Annotated in this window: 12 protein-coding genes; 6 read left to right on the top strand and 6 right to left on the bottom strand. The window is 38.0% G+C overall.

The annotated features are described in order from the left end of the window. Positions 1 to 283: 283 nt before the first annotated feature. On the bottom strand, positions 284 to 886 hold the full coding sequence (locus AC1M9F_RS10805; RefSeq protein WP_035268244.1) for a TetR/AcrR family transcriptional regulator: 603 nt from the start codon (positions 884 to 886) through the stop codon (positions 284 to 286). A gap of 84 nt (positions 887 to 970) precedes the next feature. On the opposite strand from AC1M9F_RS10805, the gene AC1M9F_RS10800 reads away from it, so the two are divergent. Further along, positions 971 to 2,179, top strand: coding sequence for an oxygenase MpaB family protein (locus AC1M9F_RS10800; RefSeq protein WP_481597768.1), 1,209 nt, complete (start codon positions 971 to 973; stop codon positions 2,177 to 2,179). Positions 2,180 to 2,221: 42 nt separating this feature from the next. Here AC1M9F_RS10800 and AC1M9F_RS10795 read toward each other — a convergent pair whose 3' ends face one another. From AC1M9F_RS10795 to def, 4 genes are all read right to left on the bottom strand, one after another. Then, positions 2,222 to 3,151, bottom strand: a complete 930-nt coding sequence (locus AC1M9F_RS10795; protein ID WP_481597767.1) for a metal-dependent hydrolase — start codon at positions 3,149 to 3,151, stop codon at positions 2,222 to 2,224. Positions 3,152 to 3,319: 168 nt separating this feature from the next. Next, complete coding sequence (locus AC1M9F_RS10790; RefSeq protein WP_481597766.1) at positions 3,320 to 5,365, bottom strand: TonB-dependent copper receptor; 2,046 nt, start codon at positions 5,363 to 5,365, stop codon at positions 3,320 to 3,322. Positions 5,366 to 5,435: 70 nt separating this feature from the next. Further along, positions 5,436 to 5,891, bottom strand: coding sequence for a DUF2946 domain-containing protein (locus tag AC1M9F_RS10785; RefSeq protein WP_481592440.1), 456 nt, complete (start codon positions 5,889 to 5,891; stop codon positions 5,436 to 5,438). 86 nt (positions 5,892 to 5,977) lie between these two features. Next, positions 5,978 to 6,508 carry a peptide deformylase gene (def, locus tag AC1M9F_RS10780; RefSeq protein ID WP_035268228.1) on the bottom strand — a complete coding sequence of 177 codons (531 nt, stop codon included), beginning with the start codon at positions 6,506 to 6,508 and terminating at the stop codon, positions 5,978 to 5,980. A 122-nt stretch (positions 6,509 to 6,630) separates the two neighbouring features. On the opposite strand from def, the gene AC1M9F_RS10775 reads away from it, so the two are divergent. From AC1M9F_RS10775 to tsaC, 3 genes are read left to right on the top strand one after another with little or no spacing between them, the layout of a single operon-like run. After that, a complete protein-coding gene (locus tag AC1M9F_RS10775; protein WP_481592439.1) occupies positions 6,631 to 7,782 on the top strand; it encodes a LysM peptidoglycan-binding domain-containing protein in 1,152 nt (383 codons plus the stop codon). 14 nt (positions 7,783 to 7,796) lie between these two features. Next, positions 7,797 to 8,993 carry a DNA-processing protein DprA gene (gene dprA, locus AC1M9F_RS10770; RefSeq protein WP_481597765.1) on the top strand — a complete coding sequence of 399 codons (1,197 nt, stop codon included), beginning with the start codon at positions 7,797 to 7,799 and terminating at the stop codon, positions 8,991 to 8,993. A 48-nt stretch (positions 8,994 to 9,041) separates the two neighbouring features. Then, positions 9,042 to 9,611, top strand: a complete 570-nt coding sequence (gene tsaC, locus AC1M9F_RS10765; protein WP_481597764.1) for an L-threonylcarbamoyladenylate synthase type 1 TsaC — start codon at positions 9,042 to 9,044, stop codon at positions 9,609 to 9,611. Positions 9,612 to 10,013: 402 nt separating this feature from the next. Here tsaC and AC1M9F_RS10760 read toward each other — a convergent pair whose 3' ends face one another. Continuing rightward, positions 10,014 to 10,904, bottom strand: a complete 891-nt coding sequence (locus AC1M9F_RS10760; RefSeq protein WP_481597763.1) for a DMT family transporter — start codon at positions 10,902 to 10,904, stop codon at positions 10,014 to 10,016. Positions 10,905 to 11,245: 341 nt separating this feature from the next. On the opposite strand from AC1M9F_RS10760, the gene AC1M9F_RS10755 reads away from it, so the two are divergent. Further along, positions 11,246 to 11,767 carry a hypothetical protein gene (locus AC1M9F_RS10755; protein ID WP_092767874.1) on the top strand — a complete coding sequence of 174 codons (522 nt, stop codon included), beginning with the start codon at positions 11,246 to 11,248 and terminating at the stop codon, positions 11,765 to 11,767. 116 nt (positions 11,768 to 11,883) lie between these two features. Continuing rightward, positions 11,884 to 12,426: a glutathione peroxidase gene (locus AC1M9F_RS10750; protein WP_481590704.1), complete on the top strand. Its 543-nt coding sequence runs from the start codon at positions 11,884 to 11,886 to the stop codon at positions 12,424 to 12,426. Positions 12,427 to 12,586 lie beyond the last annotated feature (160 nt).

Here is a 12,586-nt window from a genome sequence, read left to right as displayed (position 1 = left end):
CATCAAGCTAGGTCGGCTATATTACCCTTTCTTTTCAGAAAGTCAACTAGCAATGTTAATTTATTTTCTAACTTATTCTCAAAACTTAGATTCAACCTATTCAGCTAAACCCTTGTTTTTCAACAAGTTTTAATCAACATCACCGCCGATGGATGTGCATTATAGGCTATTTATTTTCTAACGCAACTACTTTTTCAATTTTTTCTATTTGTTTGTATAGTTAATAAACCAACCACAAATTAACTATATGTTTTTTATATATAATTTTTATTTTTATGAGCTTTTAACTCTTATCACTGTCTAAATAAGACAAAATCATTGCACTTAGTTCTCTCTTAAGCTGTTGTTCTGAAATAAGAAAATCATTGTTGCTTACAAACCTCATCATTGTGAACAAGGTACTATTAATAATCACAAAAGATTTATGCTTAAGTGTTTCGAAGTCCCAATGACGATAGAAACGATTAAATACATATAAACCAACTTCAAAAAAATGCTTTTCTAAAACCTTTGCTGCTTCTGAATTATTGTAGCCATGCCAATGTTTCAGGACTTCAAAGAAGAAACCATTATCTTCTCTCATTACATCAAATCCGAATTGAAGACTAACATCGACTAAGGTTTTTAAATCCATTTCTTCTTGATTCATTGCCAGCGCTTTAAGTGACAAACCTAAGTTTTCACTCTTACGGCGTAACAATTCTAAAATTATCTGATCTTTATTTTCGAAATATTGATAGATAGAGCCTACACTCACCCCTGATTTTTCAGATATTTTTGGCGTAGTGACTTGATCTAGGCCCATTTCAGAAATGCATATCAGAGTCGCTTCCAAAATACTATCGACTACCAGCTTTGCTCTTTGTTGTTGTGGTCTTTTTCTCATAGCTGCCATTCTAATAATGCGAATTGAATGCGAATAAATATTCATATTAATCTTTGATCAAACAATAACCAGATTAATTACACCATGTCAAATTTTAGCATTCCAAAACGTATGGCTTCATATGAGCGAATGAAGCGTAGCGATCTATTGTCCAAGCTTCTACACAAAATGACCGATCAAAACTTCATTCCAACTTATGCTGAATATTTAGAGTTAAATGAAAGTTTACATACGGGTGATGTGCCGATGGATCGCTTAATGGATTGGGTGATGACCAATCCACGCGAAAATCGAAAGCTTTTTGAAACAGCCTTATATCAAGGCTTAGATGCTCTTCCCAAACCAGTCCCTGAAATCAAAGCATTCTTTGATCTCGTGGAACAACAGCCTGTTTGGTTCGATCAAGAAAAAATTGATCGTGCAATTCAATTCACACATCGTTTAGGCTCGAATGTCACTTTTATTATGCGTGATCTCGCGCTAATGACTGGATATCAATACCCTGGCTTTAATCAACCTTTAATTTTAACAGGTGCTCTAAGCAAATATGCAGGCAAGCGCTTAGCAGAAACGCATAAATGGTGGCTAGATGTTACTAAGCCGAATGGATTTCAACGCTTTAATGATGGCTTTACTTCAACTATTTTTGTGCGTTTCATCCATTCTTTAGTTCGCTACCATCTAAAAAAATCTAAAGATTGGGACTGGGATATCTGGGGAATGCCGATTAACCAATATGATCAGGCAATGACAAATATTGCTTTCAGCGGTGTAATGCTTTTAGGTATTCGAGCAATCGGTATTTTTCCAAATAAAAGTGAAGTCGATGCGATTATGCATTTTTGGAAATATACAGGCTGGTTAATGGGTGTTGACGAACACTGGCTGATTGATAAAGAGTCTGAAGGCTGGAAATTATTGCAATGGATGAATTATGCTCATCCTCAAGTGGATGAAAGTAGTCGTCAGCTTGCAGTAAGCCTATCCAAAGAACCATTTGAACGCGAATATAAACATTTTAAACGTTTCATGCAGAAGAAAGCCTACCAGAATCACTTAGATGTTACCCAAATCTTTATGGGCCGTAAAAAAATGAAAAATTTAGGGCTTAAGCCTCGAATACTGCCGTGGTATCCACTGTATCTACTGACTAAAAATACTGTGATTTATGCTGGCGCAAAAAAAATACCAAAGCTTGATCTTTATTTACAGCGTAAAGGGCGATCACAACAAGAACAAGCTCTCGATTTATATCAAAATGCAGGAAAACAGCTGGCAAGTATGCATCAATAAATAAAAAACCGAGCTAAGGCTCGGTTTTTTGCATGTATATTTTTAAGCCATTTTTAATGTTGCCTCTTGCTCAGCTCGAAGTGCTGATGGAGAGCGTGCTAGATAATCCAAAGCTTGTTGAGTATTACCTTCTTGCACAGGATGAAACTTTGGACTAAACCAACGGATGGTAGCTAAAGTTAAATGACTGAAGGTAGGAATATGATCAGTCTTACGGCTAATTTTTTCCATTTGCATAATGAGTCTTAAAGTACCCATATGTCTAAACTTACCTGCATCTTTATCTTGTTTCAAAATTGTTTTGCCGCCTTCAACCCAAACCGCTGCCATAATAGGGAAGATAAAGGTCATCAAAGCATTTTTTGAAATTTGAAAATTAAACTCTGATTCAAACATATGTTTAAACAAATCATACGCTACCGTACGATGTTCAACTTCTTCAGCAAGATGCCAACGGAATAGATCAGCCATGATTGGATCGGCTTTATCTAATGAAGTATTGTCCAAGCTCCACTGCCCTGCCACACCAGTATAGTGCTCAATGGCTGCAATCACACCCAGTCGGAAGATTAACCAACGTTTTTCATCAACCACTTTTTTCATCATTTTGATACCTACTGGATTTTCTCCTAAAAGGATTTCAAAAAGATAATGCATGCGTTGAATGAACGGCTTTACATCTAATCCATGTTGATCAAAATAAACTTGTGCATGTTGATGAGTACGACCATGAATCGCTTCTTGCTGAATAAAACCTTTCACGTCAGCTTTTAATTGTTCATCTTTGACGAACGGTAAAGCTTTATTAAATACACGGCAAAACCAAAACTCACCCGCAGGTAAAATCATATGTGCTGTATTCAACATATGGGTGGAAACAGGGTCATTTTCAATCCAATGCTTTGGAATATGATTGAAATCAAATTTTACTTTACGACCATGTAGTTGATGAACTTGACTCATTGTTGTCATTTTATTATCCATTACATCTTTTTTATTATTTTTAAAATAATGATAACCTCATCACAATATCATTTAAGGACATTCATATTTTATGTCTGACAATTTTAAAGAAAACACCCATTCAGACGGCGATCTAAATGGGTGTTAGGCTTAATACGTCAAATAAACTGAATATGACTAGAACTTCATACTCACACGCGCCCAATAATTACGTCCTATATTATTAAATTGCTCATTCTGTGCAAAACCAAATCCAGCACTACCTGCTTTATTTAAGTGTTCCGTATAAACTTTATCCAGAACATTATCAATTCCAATACTCAAATCAACACCTTGATGAATTTGATAAGTACCATTTAAAGACAGCGTCGAGAAACTTGAACTCGTTTTAAAGTCCTTACCCACAATATTACCTTGATTAATAGTGACACGATCCTGCCCATCTACCACACGCCACAATAAACCTAAGTTAAAACGCTCTTGCACATATCTTAAATTTAAACGTGCTTCCAGCGGAGATATTTGAGGTAAAGGTTGATGATCAGTTGTGTTTTTTCCCCAAGCATACATCGCACTAAGATCTGCCTGAACAGCATTGGTAAATTGATAACCTACACCAGCTTCGGCCCCTGCGATTGTCGCATCGACATTTCTAGAATCAGCAGCATTTTTACCATGACCAGTCATTTTTGCTGGGTCATAATTCAATAATATGAAATCATTAATCAAACCAGCATAAGCTGATGCCCATGAACTGAATGCCCCGTGATTATGTTGGTATCCAACATCCAACTGTAAGGTTTTTTCTGTTTCTAAATCCTTGAAGGTAGCAACAGCATTGCCTTGATAATCTGTCTTAAACAACTCCCAATAATCTGGTACGCGCTCTACATAGCCTAGACCAATATAGGTTTTAGCATCATGCTCTGGATGCTGATTTTCAAACCGTATAAAACCACTTGGTAATGTTTCCTGACGTTCTTGAACCATTGTTAAGTTTTTAATCTTAACTTGGTCAACCCGAACACCTGTGACCAACTTATTATGATCATTCAATGGATATGATAATTCAGTGAACCCGCCATAAGATTGAAACTTCATATCCTCTGTCAGTGGAGTATTCATCATTGGCATGCTTGAATGATACATTCCACCAGCATGTTGATTATTCTGAGTATCAACACCCGTAATGAATATTGCTTTATCCCACTCCATCGTTGTGGCTAAACGTGCATTCAAAGTACGACGTGTCACACTCATAGCGCGATCCGCGCCATCAACATCACGCAAACTAAAATTATCCATCACATGATCATTAAAGTTGTAATTGACTTGCGCCTCAACTTTTTTAACTACCTCTGAGAGATTCTTTTTCTCAAATCTTAATCCCAAGCTCTCGCGGGCAAATTTAGAACCATCCATATCTCGCCCAGCATATACAGCCTCACCATCAGACTTACCGCCAGTTAACTCGATCCATGTATCTGCATTAGGTGTCCAACCCAATGCTAAATCTGCATTCCATCGTTTCCAATCTGATGGTACGGTCGCCCCATTACCATCTTGATAACTATTTGAGACTGACCGGTTGCTATTGATTCGAATATATTTTTGTTCATCTCCTACCGCTGCCTCAATATTTTGGTCTAAACGCCCAAAAGAGCCCATTAATACACTTGCCTGACCTCGATAATTTTTTTCATCATTCAATTGTTCTGGGCGTCGCTCGAAAATCACAGTGGCTGCTGAACCTGTGTTGGCGTACTGGACAGTTTGGGGACCTTTAATCACCGAGATTCGATCATAGCTCTCAGGTGAGATATACGAAGTCGGTGAATCCATACGACTCGGGCATGCGCCTAAATTTTCAGTTCCATCTGTTAGAATTTTGATTCGTGATCCATACATTCCACGAAAGGTCACATCACCATTCGTACCTGCACCACTATTTACGCTGCTAAACCCTACAATACTTTGTAAGTAATCTGCGCCATCCGACGCAGGAATAGGCTGAATGGGTTGCTTCGGGTTTGCCCGTACAATCAAGCCATTAGCATCATTACCTTGTAGAGCTGTAGCAACAATTGGCGCTAAGTTCGTCATGTGTGTATCAGGTGTTGGATTTGAAGCTGTAGATTGGACTTCAGCAAATGAAGTTTGCGCAATAAAGGCAATGGAAATCGCAGCCGCTAGTGGCTGTAAATAGAATTTTGGCTGAGCCATGATATATTCACTCAAAATTTAAATATGACAATGCTAGAGTCATTCAAGACCCTAAAAATAAAGACAATATTTAAGAAAAGAGTGGCGGTGCCCGACCTTGAGGTAAAAGGAATAAACGCTGTAAGTCGAAATAAATATGTTTGAACGCTTTTTGGAAGACGATCAAACGTATATTTAAACGTACAAAAACTTCTTTAACATTCAGCTCAGGTGGCAAAATCAAATTACCAAATACAGTACAGTATTGGCATTGATGGTTTGGGTCATGATGATCGTGCCCACTATGCGAGGATTCAACATAGCGCTTAAACTCATGATGTTCATGTAACGCATGTGAAGTGGAAACATGATGAGCGTGATGAACGAGCGTGGTAAGACCAGAATGACTAGGTTGTTCGAATAAGGCACGGGTGATCGTTTCGCAGACCGGCGCAATTTGGTATTGCGCTGGAAGCAAAGGCTGAAGAAAAACAGCGATCTGTAATAATACTGCTGCGAAACTCAGCAGCAACCCATTGCGGAACAAATTGTCATTCCAAATAAAATTTGAGCAATTATAACAAAGCCCAATCGAAATTGGGCTTTATCAACATATTTAAAATTCTTAGAGAATTAACGCTTTACAGCAACTTTTTCTTTTTGACGCTGACGAACGACTTTTTCTACCTTTTCACGCGCTCTTTGGCGTTTTAAAGGAGATAAATAATCAACAAATAATTTTCCGTTCAGATGATCCATTTCGTGCTGGATACATACTGCCAAAAGACCATCAGCTTCTAATTCAAAAGCTTGCCCTTCTAAGTTAATTGCGTCAATTTTGACGCGTGACGGACGCTCAACTTTATCGTATATTTGTGGAACTGATAGACAACCCTCTTCATAAGGTTGGGTATCTTCAGTTAATGGGGTGACTTTAGGATTAATAAAAACCATCGGCTGATTTTTATCTTCAGACAAGTCCATGACGATAAGCTGAATATGATGATCAACTTGGGTTGCAGCTAGACCAATACCTGGTGCTTCATACATGGTTTCAAACATGTCTGCAGCAAGTTGACGAATTTCATCCGTCACTTCCTCTACAGGTTTGGCAATAGTACGCAAACGGGGATCAGGAAAACTTAAAATTGGTAATAAGGCCATGCTGCTCCTCACCGGCTATGCCATTGATCTTAAAAATTAAATGAAGTTAATGCTTCATCAAATAATACGTGTAATATGCGTATTATAGCGCAAATAGATACATAATTTTAGGAATTATGATAATGAAAAAGGTTTTCAATGGCATGGCTTTTTCACATGCTCTGGGGTTAAAGAAACACTGCCTTTCACTTGCAATTTGCATTAGTGCGGGCTTGTTTACCGCGCAAATGACACAAGCCAGTCCAAATGTAAGCCCACCATCGATTAAGGCCGGTGCTCCTCACGTTTATGTGGTCAAAAAAGGCGACACTTTGTGGGACATTTCAGGTAAATTTTTGCGCTCACCTTGGCGTTGGAAAGAAATTTGGGCATCCAATAAACATGTCAAAAATCCACACTGGATCTACCCGGGTGATCGCTTACTACTCTGTACATTAGATGGGCGTCCACTGATTGGTAAAGATGAAGGTGATGGTTGTGAAGGCGTTATTCGTCGTCATCTTGGTGCTATCAATCTAAAACCTCAAGTACGTGTTGAAAGCTTAGGGAATACCATTCCAATTATTCCCTTGGATGATATTCAACCTTGGCTAGAAAGAAGTATTATCGTCGCGCCTGATGCTTTGCAAAGCACACCTTATATTCTCGGTTCGGCAGATCGTCGTATCGTTGCTGGGGAAGGTCAAACAGTTTATGCACGTGGTCAAGGGATTAACCCTGGACAAAGCTACGGTGTTTATCGTGAAGCTGAACCGTATGTTTTCTTAGATGAAAAAGGGAAAAAGTACACAGGTGCACTTGAACTGATTGAGGTAGCTACTGCAGTCGCTGTTGCCAACGAAAATGAAATTTCAACTTTAGAGCTTAAACAAAGTTTTAATGCCGAAGTTCGTCGCGGTGATTACGTTTTACCTAAATTTCAAAATGAATTACCAAGCCTCTTCTATCCAACGGCAACAACGGATATTCAGCCAGGCGGTCAAGTGATTCGTGTTATGGGTTCTATTGGTACAGCAGCTCAACATAGTGTTGTCACCATTAACCGCGGAAGCGTTCACGGTGCAAAAAATGGTCACGTGTTAAGTATTTTCCAACAAGGCGAAGTGGTTAAAGATCCGAAGACCAAAGAAAATATTCAACTGCCTAATCAGCGTGTGGGCAATTTAATGATTTTTAAAACTTTCGATCAATTAAGTTACGCTTACGTGCTAGACAGCGCACTCCCAATTAAAGTGGGTGCTGTATTAGAACCATCACCAATGGTTGAAAATTAAAATTAGGTGCAGATATGTTGAACGAGATTAACGACCATCAGTTGGCTTATATTAAACTCTGGTACCTCGTTCAACATTCACTCAGTGCTTATCAAAAACTTGTTCAGCATTTTGGTTCAGCTCAAGATGCTGTACAGAAAAATCATCTAAATCAATGGCATCAGCTCAACTTACATAAAAACCATATCGAGCGTGCATCTCAATTTTTCTCTGATCAACAGCAACAAGAATTTGAGCGAATTCTGTATCAAATTCATCAACATTCTGATTTTATGCTCACTGAGCAAGATCCAGACTATCCTCAGCAATTGATGCCCTATCATGACCGCCCCCCAATTTTATTTGGGAAAGGTAAAGCACAGCACTTGTCTGAAGCACAAGTTGCCATTGTTGGAAGCCGTAAACCAAGTCCACATGGCAAACAAGTCGCATATGATTTTGCGTATTATCTGAGTGATCAAGGTTTTTATATCACGAGTGGATTAGCACAAGGGATTGATGAAGCAGCCCATCAGGGTGCTTTGCAACATGGCAGAACAATCGCCGTTATCGGCACAGGGTTAGATTTAATTTACCCATCACAAAATCGCCCATTACATGATCAAATCTTGAAGCAGAACGGGACCATCATTTCTGAGTTTTTACCCGGGACAAAACCGCTTCAGCATAATTTTCCACGTAGAAATAGAATTGTAAGTGGCTTAAGTTTAGGGATATTGGTAGCGGAAGCTCAATTGGGCAGTGGTTCATTAATTACGGCCCAAGCTGCTGCAAATCAAGGTAAAACGACCTTTGCGATTCCAGGTCATATTTATAGTGAATTTCATCAAGGTTGCCATCAGTTGATTCGTGAAGGTGCCATCTTAGTTGATCATCCTGATCAGATCATTGAAGATTTAGCCCTGCCGACTCAATGGCAGCATCAACAAGCATCTCTGTTACGAAAAAACAATCCTAATGAGTTCCAAAAAGACGAAATAGTTCATTCAGTAGACCATCCAAAGCTAGAGAAGCATGAGGATGATGAGCATTCGATTCCTATACATTTGTTAGCTGTATTTCAACAATTAGATTGGGTTGGACGCGATCTCGATCAAATTGCAGCTACCCTTGATTTAGACACAGCGACACTCACCAGTCACTTGATGGAGTTAGAACTTTTAGGACGCTGTATTCAACAATCTGGGTTATACCTACGTTGCCGTAATTAAAATTAAGGTTCACAATAGTCTTTTCAATCAAGAGAATGGTGAACGCTTATGTTAACAACCTCAGTTGCTGAGGCTGCTCTATGTCTAAAACAAGGTCACGTTTTGGCTTATCCTACAGAAGCAGTATGGGGCTTAGGTTGCGACCCTTTTAATGAAAATGCTTTTAAACAAATTTTAAAATTAAAACAACGCCCTATCGAAAAAGGAGTGATCTTACTGGCTGGTCAAGTCAGTCAGGTTGAACATTTATTATCAAAGCTTCCTCAAGACCGCCGTGATGCGGTGATTGAAAGTTGGTCACAAACATCTTATCAAGATCGCGCCACCACATGGCTTCTCCCAGCTGATGAGCAAATACCACTTTGGATTCGAGGCAAACATCCTAAGGTTGCTATCCGAGTCACCAACCATCCTCTTTGCATCGCACTGTGTAACGCATTTGATGGGTTCATTGTTTCAACCAGTGCAAATCCTGCTGGTTTAGACCCCGCTCGCTCATTGCAAGAAGTCAATCAGTACTTTGGTGCTGAATTAAATTATTTAAATGGAGATTTAGGCCTGAGCCAAGAACCTAGCCGAATATTAGATGCAGAAACTGGTGATGTCATTCGTGCTTAAAAAGCATGATATGCTGAGACTTAAAACTTATTATTTAAGACAAAAAAAAGCTCAGTCATAAAGGTATTGACTGAGCATATAAAAGGATGTGCTAATCACATCCAGAGGGTTCAGAAATTCATCTGTACAGAAAAAGAGTGTATTATCGCTTTCTCTGCAGTACGCATATTATGCTACAAAAAAAAATATTACACAATTACTAAGACTTAGAGTTTCAAATCATCATTTTTCTTATAAAGATTAATTATTAGTTCAATTGATATAATTAAGTACCTATTTTTAATTATTAATTTTAATTTTTAAAAAGCCTAATGATAGTTAATTTAGATCAATAAGCTTTTATAGATTTTAAGTATAATAAAAAAATAAATCGATTGTCTGTTTTTTAAACACTCTTAGCCTTTATGAATGAAGTTTTTTCTGTGCTAAAGCAATACCTATCAAAATCACGATTCCGCCTAAACTGTGATAAATCGTCCATGCTTCTTTTAACCAGACATAAGCAATAATAGCGGTAAAGATTGGCATTAAGTTCATAAAGATGCTGGTACGATTTGGGCCTAAATGTTGAACAGCCAACATCCATACTAACGGCGCAATAATCGAAGGGAAAATTCCCGCATATAACACACTCAAGCCGTTATCCAGATCAATTGCATCGAGCCCCAATACGGCAACGAATGGTAAGTGGTACAACACTGCAAAACCAATCTGAATATAAAGACTAATCATTAAAGGGAGCTCGAGTTGCCACTTTTTGAGAAATACACCATAAAAAGCATAGAAGAATACCGCGACGATCATAATCATGTCGCCCCAATGCCCACCCAGATGCATCAGTGTATCTAGACGCCCCTGACCGATGACATAAATCAGCCCGATAAATGATAAAATACTACCCACCACTGCAAATCGAGTTGGAAACTCTTTTAAAATCATCAGTGAAACAAAAATGGTGAAAATTGGAATAAAGGCATTAATTATGCCCATATTGGTTGCAGTCGTGTAATGTGCTGCGGTGTAAGCTAACCCCTGATAAAGCACCATACCAAATGCACTCAGCACTGCTAATTTCACTATATTTTGTCGTACCAAAGTACGCTGTTTGATGACTTTAGGCAGGATAAAGGGTGTTAAAATCAAAAAGGCAATAATCCAACGATAAAAACTAATACTGACAGGTGAAATATACTCTGCAACATATCGTGTAATGGCTATATTCAACGACCAAATCAATACAGCAATGACTGGCAATGATAAAGCCCAGAGCAAATGCTTTTTTTCAAATGTCATATTTTCATCCTAATTTTTATTTAATCGTTAAGATCAAGTTTTCATCAATTTTTAGACTTTTTCATTCCATGAAACACACTCCCCCTTCATTGTTAATGACTGCAGAACAGCCATCTAAGTCTGAGATTTTTACTTAAAAAATTAAGTAGAGTGCTGTTCTATTTTAAAACACTTTTCACTTTTTTACAGGGATTCCTCTACAAAACAACACTAGAAGCTGTGTGTGAGCTATGAGATCGTAAATGCTTGAATTTTCCCATCAACGGGTTAACTGAATATTTTTTAATGTGCTTCATCGTGAATGTAAGTGCATTGAACCGAGCATATAAAAAGGATAAATTATGAAAAAACTTCTCATTGCATCACTATGCACTACAGCTGTTTTTCTAACCGCTTGTGATAAAAAGTCTAACGATCAATCCTCACCTACTGCCGCTGAAACAGTTCAAAGCAATACATTAAGTACCAATGTAAATGCAGATATTCAACATGACTTAGATTTACTGGATCAAATTTCAAATACAAAAGCTCAAGAGGCTTTGGCATTTCAAAACGAAGTGACACAAGCTGCGCAAAACAATAATAAAGCTGAATTAGACGCAGTGGTTGAGAAGATGGATAACTATGTGGATCAATTTAATGATGATCTCGACAAACTTGCGCTCAAAAGTACTGAAGGTGCATCTCTTCGAGATAAAATGAAAGAATCGAATGAGCTTGGATTGGACCTCGCAGAAGCAGGTGTTAAAGAAAAGCCTGATATGAATGAAATCACTGAACTACAAAAGAAAGCTGTTGAGTTACAACAAAGCTTGTTACAGGATATGCAGAATCTTAAAAACCAAGTCGGGACAAAATCTTAACTCATAAAGCAGGCCGTCAGGCCTGTTTTTTTTCACTGTAGACACCTTGGTGAGATCTATATGCCATGGTATTTTCAATCTACATATTTTAAGTACTTTATGATTAGGACATTGAAATGGCTTCAGTTTATAACATTCCAGTAAATACAATCCAGGGGCAGCCTGTTGATTTATCACAATACGAAGGCAAAGTATTATTGATCGTGAATGTAGCATCTAAATGCGGCCTTACGCCACAGTACGAAGGTCTGCAAAAACTCTATAGTGAAAAAAAACAACAAGGATTCGAAATTCTTGGTTTTCCTTCCAATGACTTTCTTGAACAAGAACCAGGAAGCAATGAAGAGATTGAACAATTTTGTTCAGTGAATTATCAAGTGGACTTCCCTCTTTTTGCGAAAATTCCAGTGGTTGGGGAGAATAAACATCCGCTATATGAAACTTTAACAAATGCCATTCCAGAGCGTATTGGTGAGGGGCCTTGGTGGAAAGATCTGGTTGATTATGGTTTAACGCCTAATAATCCCCCTGAAGTATTATGGAATTTTGAGAAATTCTTAGTTTCAAAAACAGGGGAAGTCGTTGCTCGTTTTGCACCAGACATCACTGCAGATGATGCGCGTATTGTTGATGCAATTAATGCTGAACTGGCGAAATAATCTCATCAAGATCAAGTGACGATCTTGTCACTTGATTATTTCTTATTCAATTCAATAAATATCTTCATTAATCTGTCAAAATCATAAGTTACTCTTTCACATCAAAATTTTTGTTATTGCTTTGCAAATATTCAGATTTAACTCATATTTGTATCGTATC

It is taken from the genome of Acinetobacter sp. ANC_7504 (assembly GCF_056779995.1).
Note: the sequence above shows the minus strand (reverse complement) of the source record. Positions and strands in the feature narration are given on the sequence as shown.

Coding starts and splice junctions, on each gene's coding strand:
- AC1M9F_RS10805 (WP_035268244.1), bottom strand. CDS start 886: ATGAGAAAAAGACCACAACAACAAAGAGCAAAGCTGGTAGTCGATAGT.
- AC1M9F_RS10800 (WP_481597768.1), top strand. CDS start 971: ATGTCAAATTTTAGCATTCCAAAACGTATGGCTTCATATGAGCGAATG.
- AC1M9F_RS10795 (WP_481597767.1), bottom strand. CDS start 3,151: ATGACAACAATGAGTCAAGTTCATCAACTACATGGTCGTAAAGTAAAA.
- AC1M9F_RS10790 (WP_481597766.1), bottom strand. CDS start 5,365: ATGGCTCAGCCAAAATTCTATTTACAGCCACTAGCGGCTGCGATTTCC.
- def (WP_035268228.1), bottom strand. CDS start 6,508: ATGGCCTTATTACCAATTTTAAGTTTTCCTGATCCCCGTTTGCGTACT.
- AC1M9F_RS10775 (WP_481592439.1), top strand. CDS start 6,631: ATGAAAAAGGTTTTCAATGGCATGGCTTTTTCACATGCTCTGGGGTTA.
- dprA (WP_481597765.1), top strand. CDS start 7,797: ATGTTGAACGAGATTAACGACCATCAGTTGGCTTATATTAAACTCTGG.
- tsaC (WP_481597764.1), top strand. CDS start 9,042: ATGTTAACAACCTCAGTTGCTGAGGCTGCTCTATGTCTAAAACAAGGT.
- AC1M9F_RS10760 (WP_481597763.1), bottom strand. CDS start 10,904: ATGACATTTGAAAAAAAGCATTTGCTCTGGGCTTTATCATTGCCAGTC.
- AC1M9F_RS10755 (WP_092767874.1), top strand. CDS start 11,246: ATGAAAAAACTTCTCATTGCATCACTATGCACTACAGCTGTTTTTCTA.
- AC1M9F_RS10750 (WP_481590704.1), top strand. CDS start 11,884: ATGGCTTCAGTTTATAACATTCCAGTAAATACAATCCAGGGGCAGCCT.